Genomic DNA, 15,664 nt, shown 5'->3' with positions numbered 1-15,664 from the left:
CGGGCTTCGCATCCTTCGACGGTTCGACAGGTCGACAGACAGGAGACAGTTCGGATGGGTCCCCACGACACCACCAGCCTCCCGGCGACGACGTCCCGGCCGGGCAACGGTCCACGCGGACGGCGATGGGCACACCCGATCGCCTCCCGGCGCGCCTCTCGTCGCGAGACGATCATCTCCGAGTACCACGCGGAGCTGGGCCGGGCGGGGCAGCGGGCACAGGCCGACCTGGTCCGTGCCGGCTATCACCTCGGCCCGGTCCCCTTCGGCTACCGTGCGCTGCCGGTGCCGATTCTGGACGGGGCTGGGCGAGCGCATCTACGCCGCCGTCTCCACCGCGACCCGGTCACCGCACCCACCATCACCCTGATCTTCCATCTGCGTGCGTGCCAGTTCCGCAGTTATGCGCTGATTGCCCACCAGCTCATCACCGCCGCCCTGACCCCGCAGGGAAACGGCACCGACCGGTCACGGCTGTGGACGCCCGACTCCGTGCGCCGGATCGTGACGAACCCCGTGTACATGGGATGGCAGGTCTGGGGCCGCACCAGCGGTGGCCGCCGGGCCGACCCCGCGCAGTGGGTCGTCTGCGTCGACGCCCACGAACCGCTGGTGTCGGAGCTGGTGTTCACCCACGCTCAGAACCTGCCCGGCGCCCAGGCGACGTTCCTGCTGCCCGCGATCCGTCGCGCCGGCCCCGACATCCCGTCCCAGATCGTCGCGGAGCTGCCGTGACCGGGGTCGGGCGCCGGCACCAGCGTCACCGCGCCGGCGCCCGGCGACCACTGAGCCTGCCGCGGACGAACCGTGCCCTGTTGCCGGCGCACCTCCGAGACCGCCGGCTCACCCTGCCCCGCGACCTGGCCACCACAGCCCACCTGTGCTCGGCCTACCCGTTCACCGTGGAAGCCGACACCGGCGCGACGGGCGCCTTCCTGGGCGCGAACCGCCTGGCAGGCGGCGGCTTCTTCTTCGACCTCCACGACGCCTACGCCGCCGGCCTGCTCCACGGCCCCAACATGGTCATCTGCGGCGCCGGCGCCTACGGCAAGTCCGCCATCGCCAAGACCTACGTCTACCGCTCGACCGCGCTCACCCCGAACCGGTTCGTCGCCGTCATCGACCCGAAAGGCGAGTGGACGGCCCTGGGCACGGCGCTGGGCTGGTCCTCCCTGCGCCTGCGCCCCGGCGGGGACCTGATCGTCAACCCGTTCGACCGTGGCCCTGCCCAGCACACCCTCACCGTCACCGAGCTGCTCGCGCAGCGGGTGACCGTCGCGAACACCCTGTTCGCGATCGCGCTCGCGAGGACGGAACTGGCCGCAGGCGAGCAGCGTCTCCTCCACGAGGCACTGCGTCACCTCGCCAGCACTATCCCGGCCTCGGCCGCGAGCCCGACCCTGACCGACCTGCGACACCTGCTGGCCGATCCGCCCGCGGCCCTCGCCACGGCGCTGGACACCACACCCGCGGACCTCGCCGAACGCCGGCGCCCCCTGCTGGACGCCTGCGCGATGCTCGTCGAACACGACCTACGCGGCATCTGTGATACAGCCACCAGCGTCGATCTCGGCTGGACAGACAGCCCCGGGCTCGTGCTCGACCTGTCGGCGCTCCTCACGCGCCGCCGCACCCTCAAGCTCGTTCTCGCGGCGGCCGCGGGCTGGCTGCAGGGCGTCATGTACCAGCAGCCCGACCGGCCGAAGCTCGTGATCCTCGACGAAGGCTGGATCGCGCTCGAAGACCTGGCCATCACCCGCTTCCTGCAGGACCAGTGGCGCCTGGGCCGACAGTGGGGCACCGCCAACATCCTCATCACTCACGCCCTGGCCGACCTGAGCTCCCAGGTCGACGACGGTGCCGCCGCAGGCAAGATCGCCGAAGGGCTGCTCACCACCACCTCGGCCCGGGTCTTTATGCACCAGAACCCGAACAGGCGCGCAGGCTCCTGGCCGACCTCGGCCTCACCAGCACCGAGACCACCCTGTTGCGCCACCTCGACCCACTCCAGGCCCTGTGGAAGATCGGAAGCAGGGCAGCCGTAGTCGACCACATCGTCGCCCCCTGGGAGTGGGCCACCTTTGCCGATACTGACGAGGCGATTACGGGCGCCCGCCTTCCAGCTCTCCGTCGAGGACCTTGCGGGCCGCACGTTGAACTCGGCGGCGGCCTGCTCCGCGAACGCGGCCCCCTCGATCCTTAAAGATCAGTTCTCTTGTCCGCAGATTTTGCGTCAGAACCGCCTGCAAGGCCTGGCCGCGTCGCCGTGGAGAGTGTCCGATCAACGGTGGGTGTGGTCTGGCCCGTGCCGCCGAGGCTGACTCGGCGCGAAGGGACGATCATGAGCGGGACGCTCGATCCCATGCCGACCCCGATCGATCACCAGCAGCTGGCCGCCGAGCTCGTGGAACGAGCCCGGACCGAGGGTGTGGACCTCGTCGGACCCGGGGGCCTGCTGACCGGGCTGACGAAGACCGTGCTCGAAGCCGCTTTGGAAGCGGAGATGAGCGCGCACCTGGGCTACGACAAACGAGACCCGGCCGGCCGTGACAACGGGAACTCCCGGAACGGGATCCGCACGAAGACGGTCCTCACCGAGATCGGCCCGGTCGAGATCGATGTTCCTCGGGACCGGGACGCCAGTTTCGAGCCGGTGATCGTGCGTAAAAGGCAGCGCCGGTTGAACGGTATCGATCAGATCGTGTTGTCCCTGTCCGCCCGCGGGCTGACCACCGGTGAGATCGCGGCGCATTTCGCCGAGGTCTACGGCGCGTCGGTGTCGAAGGACACGATCTCTCGGATCACCGACAAGGTCGTCGCCGAGATGACCGAGTGGCGTAACCGGCCCCTCGACCGCGTCTACCCGGTGATCTTCGTTGATGCGGTGGTGGTCAAGGTCCGCGACGGCCAGGTGGCCAACCGGCCGTTCTACGCCGTCGTGGGGGTGACCGTGCACGGCGAGCGGGACATCCTGGGCCTGTGGGCCGGCGACGGCCACGAAGGCGCGAAGTACTGGCTCCAGGTCCTCACCGAGATCCGCAACCGGGGTGTCGAGGACGTGTGCATCGCCGTCTGTGACGGATTGAAAGGCCTCCCAGAATCCATCACCACGGTGTGGCCGCAGGTCACCGTCCAGGCCTGCGTCATCCACCTTCTCAGGAATTCTTTTCGTTACGCCGGCCGACAGGACTGGGAGAAAATCTCGAAGGACCTCAAGCCGGTCTACACTGCACCGACCGTGGCCTCAGCCGAGGCACGTTTCGCTGATTTCACCGAGACCTGGGGCGACCGCTACCCGGCCATCATCCGGCTGTGGCGCAACGCCTGGGAAGAATTCATCCCGTTCCTCGACTACGACGTGGAGATCCGGAAGGTGATCTGCACGACGAACGCGATCGAGTCGCTGAACGCCCGCTACCGGCGTGCTGTCCGTGCCCGCGGTCACTTCCCCAGCGAGGAAGCCGCGTTGAAGTGCCTGTACCTGGTCACCCGGGCCCTGGACCCCACCGGCCGTGGCCGGGCCCGCTGGATGATCAGATGGAAGCCCGCGCTGAACGCCCTCGCGATCACCTTCGAGGGCCGCCTCACCCCGACCACCACCAACTAACCCATCACCAACCGCCACGACCCGATCCACCGGTCATCGGACACTCTCCGATCTTGAGAATGAGGGGCGACGCCTTGCGCAGCGTCCCTCCGAGGATCCGATCAGCCTCCTTGGCTTGCTGGTAGTTAGGCCTGTAGCGGATGCCGACGCGTATTCGGGGCGTCTCCGGAGTCTGCTCGCTGCGGCCATCAAGATTTGCATGGCTGCTGACTTTGAGCGCGACGACGTCTCGGAGGATGGGCTCCCATCGTGGTTCTTGAAGCTGTCGGATGGCAGTGAGGATAGGGCATATGGCGATGCTGTCGGCAGTGCTGGGAAGAGTCGATACCTAGAGGTAAGGGATGACCGCGCCTGGGATGCCGGGGAGTGGATCTATCGCTTCGATCCCGATCTTAGAAAATGGTCGTGGTGGGATATTACCGTTGTCGACGACGAGGTCGTCTGCATCTGGGTCGACACAGAGGGTGAGGCGCACATTCCGTGTGAAGAACTATGGTGGGCAGTCTTCGTGGCTGGGGCTCAGGAGGTCCAAGCGATGACGTTGGAGAATTCCAGCGTCTGGAGTCAACAGGACAGTGTTGGCCTCCGGAACTAGCACCTTTCTCTAAAGCATGAGGCCCCACTGAACTGCTTCCAGTGGGGCCTCCGGGCGTCCGAGTAGAGCCTTCCCGCTACTCGCGCGACATTCATCTCGCGGATACCGCCGTGGTCGCTCCGACACTCCGTATGATATTGGCGAAGGTCCGATGCTCATGAATCCGGGAAAATTCATAAAGGGGGCTCGCCCGGATTGGGGTGGCAATCAGGTTGTCTTCTTCGACGATACGGGATGGATTCTAGATGCCGGATTGCAGTGAGGTGTCAATTGCCTGAATTTCTCGCGAGAGCTACCGACGAAGTAATTGATCTGCTTCGCGAGACTGCAATTGAAATGACGAAACTTTTCGATATCGGCAGAGCTGAAGCTGTTGCGCGCATAAACGCACAGTGGGAAAATCAAGAATTTCTCGAGGGCAGCGAAATAATACTCCACGAGGACAGTTACTACTGGGCTCTCTTCATCTATTTTGATGAAGATGTCCGAGATTGGAGTCGCAGCGCGGACCGGTCGTCCTGGAACGTGCGCCCGGCGCCTCCCCGCAGCTCTGATTTCTGGACGATCAAAGAATCAACTGACCCGGAAAGTGGGTGAGTGAGCCGCCCTCGCGGAGCGGCTGGCTGGTGATCGAGACGCGGGCGGATCGCTCGCGGCCTGCAGCACATAGGTCAGCGCGTCCGCATAGCCGGTGACAGCCTGATCGCCGGCGCGGTCCGAGAGGCCAACACCGTCGAGGGATATTCGGTCGACCTATCGCGCATGCGGCGATGCTACGCACCTCGTAGCATCGCCACATCGTCGCCCCGGCAGTCAGCTGCGGCGACGGATGGTCATGTCACGCCCCACGGCGGGCGGGGCGGTCGGTGTTCGGCTCGGTGCGGGCCGGCGTAGCGTAGCAACACGTCGGTGCTCTGCTGGACGAGCGTAGATGGTCCAGCTCTCGACGCAGGCATGACCCCGGTGAAGATCGCGGCGACTGACAGGCGAACGCCGCGCTCTACCGCATTGTCACCAGCCGGCTCCGCTGGGATTGCCACTCCCGTGTCTACCTGGAACGACGCGCGGCCGAAGGTAAGTCCAAACGTGAGATCGTCCGCTGCCTTGAACGCTATGTCGCTCGTGAGACCTACCGGCACATCCGAGCGGACCCGTCTGCCACACTGCAAGCCGCTTGACACGTCATAGGGGCATCTACAGCCCGCACCTGACGACCCGCGTCGACAGTCGGGGCGGGACTGGGCCACGGCGAACAACGTCGAGATCGCCTACGCCCCGACAGTTCCTGGCTCAACCATTGCGAGGCCCAGTTCACCGCCCTGCGCTACTTTGCGTTGGACGGAACCGACCACAGCAACCACCGTGCCCAGGCCAGCATGATCCACCGGTACATCATCTGGCGGAACAACCACTCCCACGATCAGCAACTCAAGCGGATCGTCGACCGGGCGAACGTTGCCTGATGCGGCACTAGTGTCCTGCGCCTGAAGTTTCGCAGGTGAATAGTACCCTGTCTGGTATGGCGCATTCTGGCCCTGCCGCCGTACCGATCGTGCTGTCCGAGGATGAGCGTGTCGAGCTGGACCGGCGGGTCGAGGATGTCGACCGCCGTGCGGCCGAGCGGGCTCGGATCGTGCTGGCAGCAGCGGAGGGCCTGTCGAACGTGCAGGTCGCCGCGGCGGTCGGGGTGTCGTTGCGGACAGCGGGCCGGTGGCGGCGGTCGTTCGCCCGCGACCGGCTGGCCGGCCTGGACGACGCCGCCCCGTCCGGCCGTTCAAAGGCCACCGAGCTTGTGCTGTCCGAGGCCGAGCGTGTCGAGCTCGAGCGGCTGACGCGCAGGGCGAAGACCGCGCAGTTCCTCGCGCTGCGGGCACGGATCGTGCTGCGCTGCGCCGAGGGAGGAACCGACCGGCGGGTCGCCGACGAACTCGGTGTCGACGAGTCGACCGTGCTGCGCTGGCGGACCCGGTTCACCGAGCAGCGTCTCCCCGGCCTGTCCGACGAGCCGCGGACCGGCCGGCCACCCTCGATCCTGCTCGACCAGGTCGAGGACGTCATCGTCGCGACCCTGGAATCCGCCCCCGGCGCGGACACGCACTGGTCCCGAGCATCGATGGCCAGACGCACCGGCCTGTCACCCTCGACGATCGGGCGGATCTGGAGACGGTTCGACCTCAAACCGCACCTGCAGGACAGCTTCAAGCTCTCCACCGACCCGCAGTTCGTCGCGAAGGTCGTCGACGTCGTCGGCCTGTATCACAACCCGCCGGAGAAGGCGGTCGTGCTCTGCGTGGATGAGAAAAGCCAGATCCAGGCCCTCGACCGCTCCCAACCGGTGCTCCCGATGATGCCCGGCATGCCCGAACGACGCACCCACGACTACCTGCGCCGGGGTATCACCAGCCTGTTCGCCGCCTTCAACATCGCCGACGGCACCGTCATCAGCGAACTCCACCGCCGCCACCGCGCGATCGAGTACCGCCGCTTCCTGACCTGCATCGACAAGGCCGTCCCGGTCGATCTCGACGTCCACCTGGTCTGCGACAACTACGCCACCCACAACACCGCCGAGATCAGGACCTGGCTGGAACGCCACCCCCGCTTCCACGTCCACTTCACACCGACCGGCTCGTCCTGGCTCAACCAGGTCGAACGCTGGTTCGGCCTGCTCACCGACAAACTCATCCGCCGCGGTGTCCACACCTCCGTCCAGGCCCTCGAAGCCGACATCCGCGCCTGGATCGACACCTGGAACCGCGACCCCCGGCCCTTCACCTGGACCAAGACCGCCGACGAGATCCTCACCTCCCTCGCCGACTACCTCAACAAGATCGCCCTGCCGACCAGCAACGACAACAAGGAAAAGGAAGACCCTGAAACTTCAGGCGCAGGACACTAGATCGGGATCGCTCTTCGCGCCCTTGCTGCCCCATCGAGCCGCGAGCGACGACGCCTCGCGGTGACAACGTCGTCTCGGACGACCTCCATGTGACTACGGATCTCCGCGGGCGGGACCCGGTTAGATCACATTTAGTCACCATCGAAGGTGGAACCGAGCTGCCGCCCGGACCGGCGTGGGAGAAGGTCCGCGAGCTGCGGCTACGCGCCGCGTTTGTGCGTGCAAATCCGACCTGGCTCGCGTAGTTCACACCAGCGGAGAAGCCGTCAACGGCGCCTCGAGGTCACCGCTGGCGCTGGAGTCACGGACTGATGACCGGAGCCCGAGGTGCGGATGGCAAGCTAAGGAGATATGGGTAGCACAGGGGATCGGGCCGGGGACGTCCTCGGAAGTGAAGACGGCAGCGACCCCGCACCGCGGTGGGACTTCTTCGTCTCCTACACTGCTGCCGACAAGCGCTGGGCCGAATGGATCTCCTGGCAACTGGAGGCCGCCGACTACCGGGTGCTCGTCCAGGCCTGGGATTTCGTTCCCGGATCGAACTGGGCGGTCCGCATGCAGCAGGGTGTCGTCCACGCGCAGCGTACCATCGCCCTGCTGTCGACCGAATACTTGAAGTCGGTCTACGGGCAGAGTGAGTGGCAGGCCGCCCACGCGGCAGATCCTCTCGGTTTCGCCCGTAAGCTGCTACCGATCCGGCTAGAGGACTGCCCTCGCCCGGGGCTACTCAGCCAAATCGTATCGATCGACCTGTTCGGCCGCTCAGCCGACGTCGCCCGCCAACATCTCCTCGATACGATCGCGACAGCCCTTGCAGGCCGTGTGAAACCGGCAGCAGAACCGATCTTTCCCCCGGCGGCACAGGAGCCGCGGGCAGCAGGACTCGCCGTTCACAGGCCACCCAGGCCCCGTCCACTTGGTCAGCCGCTCGCCGGCCACGGCGTGGCATTCACCCCGGATAGCCGCACCCTTGCCAGCGCCAGCAATAACGACGGGAAGGTGCAACTGTGGGATGTGACGGATCCGGAGGCTCCCCGCAAGCTCGGTGACTCGCTCGGCAGCGCTTCCGGCTTCGCCACCCAGGCGTTGGTGGCATTCTCCCCAGATGACACGATTCTGGCTATCGCTAACGATCTCAGCCTGCGGCTGTGGGATGTGACGGACCCGGCATCCCCGCGTCGGATTGGTGGGACGCTGACCCACCACAGCAAGCCGGCAACGATGTTCCGACTATTTGTGGGCACTTCCCACTCGCTGATGGCCGCTTTCTCCATGGACGGCGGTGTCCTTGTCACTGCGGACAAGATGGTGCGCTTGTGGGATGTTACCGACCCGGCCAACCCGCGTTCTCTCGGTCAGCCACTCATGAACGGCCAAACTCGCGGAATGCGGCCGGTGGCGTTCTCTCCGACCGACCACATTCTGGCCAGTGGCAGCGATGACGGCGCGGTGTGGTTGTGGGACACCACCGATCCGACCTCCCCCAGCTGCCTCGGCTCGATACTGAACGGCCGCAATGGCACCGAGTGGCCGGTCATGTCGATGGCATTCTCCACAGAGGGTGGTGTCCTTGCCATCGCGGACGAGGTGGTGCGGTTGTGGGATGTTACCGATCCGGCCAACCCGCGTTCTCTCGGTCAGCCACTCGTGAACGGCCAAACTCGCAGAATACTGTCGGTGGCATTCTCCCCGGACGGCCGCACCCTCGCAGGTGGCGGCGGTGATGGGACGGGGGTGTGGGATGTGGGCGACCCGGAGGCTCCTCGCTTACTCGGTCGGCCATTGCCCGGCAGTGCGCAATCGGTGGCATTCTCGCCAGACGGCCGCCTCCTCGCTATCGCGAGCAGTGGCGGTATGGTTCGGTTGTGGCAAATGGTTTGACCCCCATTCCTCGCCGAAAGATCGGATCGGGACAGGAAGGCGTCTGAGTGCGGGTGGCCGTGGCTCTCGGCCTGGTATCGAACTGGAAGGCTGCACGGATTTTTGTGGCGGCCCGCGCGTGAGAAACGCGAACGTGGGTCCGGTTGGCGTCGGGTGTGCGGTCAGAAACCTTGGCCGCTCTACAGTAGCTCTACAGGTCAAGATCTATGTCGGGTGGCTCTGTATCGCCTGCCGATGGAGGGTGAATATCGTCGAAGTCTGGATCGGCAGCGGGGACCTGGCCCGGGTTTCTCGTGTCCGCTACTGGTCCTGCCGTGAAGATGGAGTTGACTTCGTCGGGCATGTGCTGGGCGGCCAGGGCTGCGAGGGTGACGAGAGATTCGTCCCCGCCGAGGTGAAGATCTGGGAGGGTGTTGAGGAGTTCGACAAGTTTTTCTCGAGGCTGGGAAATGGCGATTTCGAATGGCTGTTTGTGGGCGATGAGGAGTTCGTGGCGGGGGTCGTAGACACGGGTGTAGTCATCCTCGATGACGATTCTGGGCGCCGGGGTGGGGGTCGGGTGCCCGCGGTGCGGCGGGGCTGAGATGGGAATGTCGGGTGATTCGGGGTCAAGAATTGGGTCCTGGGACGGCCATTCCTGCGGGGGGAAGGCGGGCAGCGGGCCGGTGGGTCCGTCGCGGACGAAGGTGGCTTCGCGCAGGGTGATGAGGAGCTCGCCGGATTCGAGGGAGATGCCGGCGTCGGCGCGGGCGTCGAGGAGGGCCTGGAGGGTGGGCCAGGCGGTTCCGGCGATTGGTTCGACGTCGGCGGCGTGGATGCGGATCGGCGCGTACGAGCTCTGGTCGGGCTGGATGTCGTAGGTCGGCTGACCGCCGGGTTTGAGGATGGCGCGCAGGACGGTTCCGGTGGCGAATCGGGGGTCGTCGATGGCACGGACCCTGGCGCCGTAGACGAGGACTTCGGCTTCCTGGGTGCTGCTGAGGCCCGCGTCGGGGGAGTGCAAAGTGGGTTGGACGTTCTGCGCCGGGGCGACGAGCTGCTGATCGAGGTGTTGCCCCATGGGGTGGCCGGGAAGGCGTGCGACGTCGGGGCGCCAGCCGTAGTGCAGCGAGCCGTCGTCGTCGACGATCGCGTCGGTGATGATGCCACTGGCAGGTGTGGCACCGGCCAGGCCTCGGACCTTCACCCGTGTTCCGATCGGGTATGGCGCAGTCGGTGGGGTGAGCACGGAGCGGAGCTCGGCGCTGTGTTTCGCGAGAAATTCTCGTTGCAGGTCGGTTGGCTCCCGACCGGTTCCTGCTGTGAGCGCATGGTCGGCGATGCTTCGCAGGGTGGCGTCTGCCTGGATGCCGGAGCCGATGGGCACTGGAAGATCACCGGAGGCGAAGACGACGCGCTGGTCGTGCCAGATACGGTACGCGACCTGCAGAGTCGGGCTATCCCGGTTTTCGAAGGTTAGCTCGGTGCCGACTACGTCGATGCGGTACGGCCCCTCTTCCCAGGTGCGTATCGGCGGTTTTATGTGGAGGAGTGTTCCGTAGGTGAAGACGTTGAACGTGTCGGGGAGGTGGACCATGCTGGCGCGTGTGGGCTGATAGTCGCTCGCGCCTATCCAAGGCGCGGGTGCCGAGATCCTGAGCCCTGGGTTCGTGGCCGCGGGAGGTATGAGCCGTAGCGCCTCCCGGACGGTGGCGGGAATGGGGAACCCGAGCTGTGTCTCGATGCCCCACGGGGTTGATTCGGCGCCGTAGACGGAAATTCTGTCCGCCGGGTTCTCGCCTCGGATGACGAGTTCCGCGGTGATGCGGCCGGTGTTACCGGGGGAGCGGCGGAACCGCCATCCGCCCGCGGGTACCTGGATCTCGACGTGCGCCGTACCTGGGGGGCGCTGGCCGGGCTGGCTGGCATCGTTGTTCACCACGATGTCTCGGGTCCTTCCCCGCGCAGGTAGGCGTCGGTGAGCCGCGGGAGTGGTGCGCGGGACACGCACGCAGGAGGAAGCGCCTGCGGGAGCCCCGCTGGAAGCGAACGACGCCACGAAGTCACGAACGCCCGGACGTCGCTCGAGGCCTTGATGGGGAAGGATCCCGGCACGGGTGTCGTGGGGGCGACGAGAACACCGGTGGAGAAAGCCGAGCGGACGGTGGCGGGGAGCTCGTCCGGGAACGGCGCGGGGACACCGGTCGCGAGCCTGCGCGGTCATGACGAAAAGAATCTCCACGGGCGCGAATACCGCTCATGGGACCCAGAACCGGTCTGTGTCGCCGTGCCTGGCGCGGTGGCGGCGTGACTGGGCCGCTTGGACGGACAGCGCGGACTCGATCGATGCGGTGCGCCGGTGGCAGGAGGCATCCCCGTTGATGGCCGGGCTCACCGGGGCTGAGGAGGTAGTCGACGGCTGCGGCCGTGACCGGTCGGTCCCCGACGTCGTGGCGAACGGCCGGCTGCTGTTCCTGCTGTGCCGTGCAACGCAGGGGGACGTCGCCGCCGCCAGGGTCGCCGTTGCCCGGGTGGTCCCGGCACTGGTCATGAAGACCGCGGCGCACTGCCGGACCGCCGGCCGCGGTTTCGACACGGTCTTCGACGAGTTGTTGGCCTCGGCGTGGATCGTCGTCACGACCTACCCGGTGGAGCGCCGACCCGAGAAGACCTGGATCAACATCGTTCTCGACACCGAGCGCGCGGTCTTCGGTCGCCAGCGGCTCGTGGATCGGCTGACGACTCTGGTCCCGCCACCGGTGCTCGCCGAACACCTGACGATCCACCGGACCGCGTCCGCTTCCCACGACGACCGAGTCGGGGACCCGCTGCTGGAGCTGGTGGACCTGCTGGCCGCGGGACGTCGCCTCGGGCTGTCGGACGCCGCGCTGAACATCCTGGTCGAGTTCGGCATCGACGGCCTGAGCTCGCATCAGGTGGCCGCCCGCGACGGCGTGACCGACCGGGCGGTTCGGCTGCGCAGGCAGCGGGCCGTCACGGAACTCGCCACCCTGCTCGGTCTGCGCGACAGCACCGGAAGCGCATCGCCGCGGGCCGCCGGCGCCGGTGCAAAGGCGTACCCACACCACCGGCCCGGCAGTCGGCAGGCCCGGCCGGACGGACGTGCGGCATGAGTCCAGGACCGTTGGGCTCCTGGGCGGCAACCGTCCTGCCGCTGGTGGTGTTGGCCCTGCTGTGTGGGCTGGCGGCGCTGGTGATGGTCCGCGACCGGGCGGGGGTGGCGGACCGGCGCCGGCTCGGGATCGATCCCGAAGCCCGGCTGGCCCGCCCGGCGGATCTGGCCGCGCTGTGGGTGGGTGCCCCTCGCCGCGGACGGATGATCATCGGCCGGGTCGGCAGCCCCCGTGGACGGCTCGTCGCCACCGAGGACTCCCACAGCCCGCTGGACCCGGCGGTGCCAGGTTGGCTGGTGCGACGCGCGCAGCGCCGCCGCGGCCCGCGCGGCAGCGTGATCGTCCTCGGCCCGTCCCAGTGCGGCAAGACCGCCGCCCTGGCGATCCCCGCCATCCTGGAATGGGACGGTCCACTGATCGCCCTGAGCGTGAAGAACGACCTGCTCGGCGCCACGATCGCCCGGCGCCGCCAGCTCGGCGACGTCGCCGTGTTCGACCCCGCCGGGGCCACCGGTGAGCTCGGTGCGTCCTGGTCCCCGCTCGGCGCGGCCCGCACCCTGGCCGGTGCGCGCCGCGCCGCCCGCTCGATCGCGAACGCCACCTCGTGGACGTCCACCTCCTCCGGCGATATGAGCTTCTGGACGTCCGCGGCCGAAGACCTGCTCGGCCAGCTGTTCTGGACCGCGGCCACCGTCGACCTCGGCATGGACACGGTTGTCGGCTGGGTCGTCAGGATGGACCGGGACACCGTCCGCGGCCTGCTGAACCCGCTGGCGTCCCACCGAGACCAGGCCATCGCCACCGACGGCGCGCAGGTTTTCGCCGGTTTCGAAGGGATCTGGGCGAACGACCGCAAGCAGGTCTCGTCCACCTACCTCGTCGCCCGCCAGATGATCCAGCCCTGGCAGGAGCCGCGGATCGCCGCCTCCGCCGCGGTGTCCCAGATCGATCTCGACTGGCTGCTCGACCGCGGCCCCGACGGCCGGGCGGCGAACACCCTGTACCTGAGCGCGGACCTCGACGACGCCGAACGCCTCGCCCCCGTCCTCGGTGGCCTGCTCGACGACCTGATGCGCCAGGCCTACAGCCACGTCGGCCACACCGGCACCCCGCTGGACCCGCCGCTGCTCGTCGTCGTCGACGAGGCCGGCAACTGGCCGATGCGTAACCTGCCCGGGCGGATCTCCACCTGCGCCGGCATCGGCATCCAACTGCTGCTGATCTACCAGAGCAAGGCCCAGATCGACGCCGCCTACGGCCCGAAGGCCGACGTCGTCATCTCCAACGCGGTCACCAAGGTGTTCTTCGCCGGCCTCTCCGACCGCTCCACCCTCGACTACGCCGCGGGTCTGCTCGGCCAGGAGCACATCCTGCAGACGTCCACCTCCGTCGACAGCACCGGGCTGGGCGGTCCGGCCGGCCGGCGCGGGGTCTCACGCAGCCCGACCCGGGTGGAACTGCTGCCCTCCGCGCTGCTGCGCCAGGTCGCCCCCGGCCAGGCGCTGCTCGTCCACAACACCCTGCCGCCCGCCCACCTGTTCGGCCGCTACTGGTACCTGGACGAGGACCTCCACGCCCTCGCGACCGGCCGCCGGCTCTCCCACGGTGACCTCGCCCGCCAGGCCGCCGCCCGCGGCCGGATCAGCACCGACGACCGTGACACCCCGCCGGGATTCCCGACCGCCCGGGCCGGCCAGGGGACGACGTTCCCGACGGGTGACCTGGCCGGGGAAGCACCGTGGGACGTATTCCGGGAATGGTCGAGGCCTGCCGCCGGGCTTCCGCCACCGCCCCAGCAAGATCGTGATCCGAGTGGCGGCCGGGCGCGTCGGAAACGGCCCCGGGGCCACCGGCGGCTCTGGTGAGCCTGCCCTCGCCGACCGCACCGGACAACACCCCGTTCCACTCCTTCCGGGTGGCCGCCGGATCGGTCGTCCTCGACCTGCCGTTCCGTCCGCCGCCCGGCTGGAACGTCCGCGCCGCCACCCTGTGGCCGGACTCCCGTTCCGCGCACGGCTGGGGAGCAGACCACTGGGCGATCGGACCCGGCGGGCGCGGCTTCGTCCCCGGCCTGACCGACGTCGGCGACGTCCTGCAGTTCGCCGCCGAATCCCCGACGCCGCAGCGCGAGCTGACCGCGAACGTCTGGTCTGCGCCAGGGCCGCCTGACACCCAGCAGCCACAGACGGTGCATTCCTGGTTCGGGTATCTCCACGGCATCACCCGCACCTCACTGATCGTCCGCGGCCCCTACCAGACACCCGAAGCCGCTTACCACGCCGCGCAACGAGCCCTCCAGATCGACCTCGCCCGCACCGACACCACCCGCGAGCCCGCGCATCACGCCGAACCGCTCCACCCGGCCGCACCGCCAGCCGCCGTCAGCCTCGACTACCACGGCGACTCCGCCACCGTCGGAGACCCCTACCACGGCTGGATCACCGTCCACAGCCGCGACCTCGCCAGCGCCCTGATGCTGCCCCGCCACGAACTCCTCCAGCACCTGCGCCGCCACGTCCCTCACCTCAACGGCCGCGAACCCCAGGTCACCGTCGCGGCCCTCGCCGCCCGCCACATCCCCCACCAGCTCCCCGGCTTGCTTGACCCTCCGAGCGCAACGCCGGTCTTCGTGGACATCCCGGAGCATCCCGACCCCACACCGGCCGGGCCGGAGGAACCACCGGTCCGAGAAGGCGCCTCACCCACCGCACCTTTCACGGCGACCGGCCCCACCGCCGGAGTCGGCGACCCGCTTGACGCTTCTGGGCCGACGCCAGTTTCACCGCGCCGTCCGCCAGGCGCGCCAACTCCGTTTCCAGGGTCCCCGCCAGACCCCGCAGCCCCTGCTCCGAGCACGCCTCACGTCCCCGGTCGCCCGGACGAATCCCCGGATCCCGGGGAAGCCGCAGACGGGCCCGGTTACGCGGACACGGCCGACACCGTCGATCTCGCAAGTTATGGCTGGAACCCGGCGGACATCGTTCCCCCGGGTCCCGGGATCGACCCGTTCTGATCCTCTACATGGCAACCAGGCCGACCCCTCGGGGTACTTGCGATTTGCGTCACCGGCGGAAAATGGTGTTGTCCACCTCAATGTTCGGATCACCCAACAGGCGTGGGGAGGACGATGAGGCAGATACTCGGGCCGCCATCAAAGCCGGATCACCCCCACGGACGTGGGGAGGACGCCTTTGGCCTGTTCGTGAGAACGGGCTGCAGATGTTCGCGCCATCCGACCGCATCTCACGATCAAGATTGCCGATCGATGTTCGCGAGAGCGAACTGCAGTGCCTCCAGCGCCGGGGCGAAGTGCCTGCTGGCAGCGGTCAAGAGCGGCAACGAGGGGTTCATCCAGAAGTCGTGAGCACAAGCCGCCGGTCCCGATGCGGTGCAGTCAGCGCTCACGACCAACTGCAGTCGGATCTCACGAGCAGAGCCAGCGCCTTGTTGTGTGGCCTGTTGATCGGTTCGATCGGATCACCCCCACAGGTGTGGGGAGGACATCCCGAGCCGCGAACCAGTCTTGATCAGGTACGGATCACCCCCACGGGCGTGGGGAGGACGTGGTC

The 15,664-nt window shown here is 67.7% G+C and carries 11 protein-coding genes; 10 read left to right on the top strand and 1 reads right to left on the bottom strand.

What is annotated here, in order from left to right; translation table 11 throughout:
• Positions 1-54: 54 nt before the first annotated feature.
• The 7 genes from AWX74_RS15465 to AWX74_RS15430 all read left to right on the top strand — a co-directional run bounded on the left by AWX74_RS15465 (position 55) and on the right by AWX74_RS15430 (position 8,982).
• Positions 55-735, top strand: coding sequence for a recombinase family protein (locus AWX74_RS15465; protein WP_091277203.1), 681 nt, complete (start codon positions 55-57; stop codon positions 733-735).
• The gene (locus AWX74_RS15460) at positions 732-2,045 is read left to right on the top strand and encodes an ATP-binding protein (protein WP_226930784.1); all 1,314 of its coding nucleotides are present in this window, start codon (positions 732-734) and stop codon (positions 2,043-2,045) included. Before AWX74_RS15465 ends, AWX74_RS15460 begins: the two co-directional genes overlap by 4 nt.
• A gap of 296 nt (positions 2,046-2,341) precedes the next feature.
• On the top strand, positions 2,342-3,607 hold the full coding sequence (locus tag AWX74_RS15455) for an IS256 family transposase (RefSeq protein WP_091277201.1): 1,266 nt from the start codon (positions 2,342-2,344) through the stop codon (positions 3,605-3,607).
• 199 nt (positions 3,608-3,806) lie between these two features.
• Positions 3,807-4,202, top strand: coding sequence for a hypothetical protein (locus tag AWX74_RS15450; protein ID WP_131799469.1), 396 nt, complete (start codon positions 3,807-3,809; stop codon positions 4,200-4,202).
• Between the two features lie 270 nt (positions 4,203-4,472).
• Positions 4,473-4,799 (top strand): hypothetical protein, encoded by a 327-nt coding sequence (locus AWX74_RS39500; RefSeq protein WP_131799468.1) that lies wholly within the window; start codon positions 4,473-4,475, stop codon positions 4,797-4,799.
• A gap of 922 nt (positions 4,800-5,721) precedes the next feature.
• Positions 5,722-7,101: an IS630 family transposase gene (locus AWX74_RS15435; RefSeq protein WP_193209640.1), complete on the top strand. Its 1,380-nt coding sequence runs from the start codon at positions 5,722-5,724 to the stop codon at positions 7,099-7,101.
• A gap of 351 nt (positions 7,102-7,452) precedes the next feature.
• On the top strand, positions 7,453-8,982 hold the full coding sequence (locus tag AWX74_RS15430) for a toll/interleukin-1 receptor domain-containing protein (protein ID WP_091277197.1): 1,530 nt from the start codon (positions 7,453-7,455) through the stop codon (positions 8,980-8,982).
• A 190-nt stretch (positions 8,983-9,172) separates the two neighbouring features.
• Here AWX74_RS15430 and AWX74_RS15425 read toward each other — a convergent pair whose 3' ends face one another.
• Positions 9,173-10,903, bottom strand: coding sequence for a hypothetical protein (locus tag AWX74_RS15425; RefSeq protein WP_091277195.1), 1,731 nt, complete (start codon positions 10,901-10,903; stop codon positions 9,173-9,175).
• Positions 10,904-11,342: 439 nt separating this feature from the next.
• Here AWX74_RS15425 and AWX74_RS15420 point away from each other — a divergent pair, with 439 nt between their 5' ends.
• From AWX74_RS15420 to AWX74_RS42045, 3 genes are read left to right on the top strand one after another with little or no spacing between them, the layout of a single operon-like run.
• A complete protein-coding gene (locus AWX74_RS15420; protein WP_091277193.1) occupies positions 11,343-12,095 on the top strand; it encodes an RNA polymerase subunit sigma-24 in 753 nt (250 codons plus the stop codon).
• Positions 12,092-13,960, top strand: coding sequence for a type IV secretory system conjugative DNA transfer family protein (locus AWX74_RS15415; protein WP_091277191.1), 1,869 nt, complete (start codon positions 12,092-12,094; stop codon positions 13,958-13,960). Before AWX74_RS15420 ends, AWX74_RS15415 begins: the two co-directional genes overlap by 4 nt.
• Complete coding sequence (locus AWX74_RS42045; RefSeq protein WP_091277189.1) at positions 13,957-15,108, top strand: hypothetical protein; 1,152 nt, start codon at positions 13,957-13,959, stop codon at positions 15,106-15,108. The genes AWX74_RS15415 and AWX74_RS42045 overlap by 4 nt, the downstream gene beginning before the upstream one ends.
• The last annotated feature ends 556 nt before the right edge of the window (positions 15,109-15,664 follow it).

Source organism: Parafrankia irregularis (assembly GCF_001536285.1).
GTDB classification, from domain to species: domain Bacteria; phylum Actinomycetota; class Actinomycetes; order Frankiales; family Frankiaceae; genus Parafrankia; species Parafrankia irregularis.
Note: the sequence above shows the minus strand (reverse complement) of the source record. Positions and strands in the feature narration are given on the sequence as shown.

Excerpts from the sequence above, each read along its gene's own strand:
- AWX74_RS15435 (WP_193209640.1), top strand. The coding sequence starts at position 5,722 with ATGGCGCATTCTGGCCCTGCCGCCGTACCGATCGTGCTGTCCGAGGAT.
- AWX74_RS15465 (WP_091277203.1), top strand. The coding sequence starts at position 55 with ATGGGTCCCCACGACACCACCAGCCTCCCGGCGACGACGTCCCGGCCG.
- AWX74_RS15450 (WP_131799469.1), top strand. The coding sequence starts at position 3,807 with ATGGCTGCTGACTTTGAGCGCGACGACGTCTCGGAGGATGGGCTCCCA.
- AWX74_RS15420 (WP_091277193.1), top strand. The coding sequence starts at position 11,343 with ATGGCCGGGCTCACCGGGGCTGAGGAGGTAGTCGACGGCTGCGGCCGT.
- AWX74_RS15430 (WP_091277197.1), top strand. The coding sequence starts at position 7,453 with ATGGGTAGCACAGGGGATCGGGCCGGGGACGTCCTCGGAAGTGAAGAC.
- AWX74_RS15455 (WP_091277201.1), top strand. The coding sequence starts at position 2,342 with ATGAGCGGGACGCTCGATCCCATGCCGACCCCGATCGATCACCAGCAG.
- AWX74_RS15415 (WP_091277191.1), top strand. The coding sequence starts at position 12,092 with ATGAGTCCAGGACCGTTGGGCTCCTGGGCGGCAACCGTCCTGCCGCTG.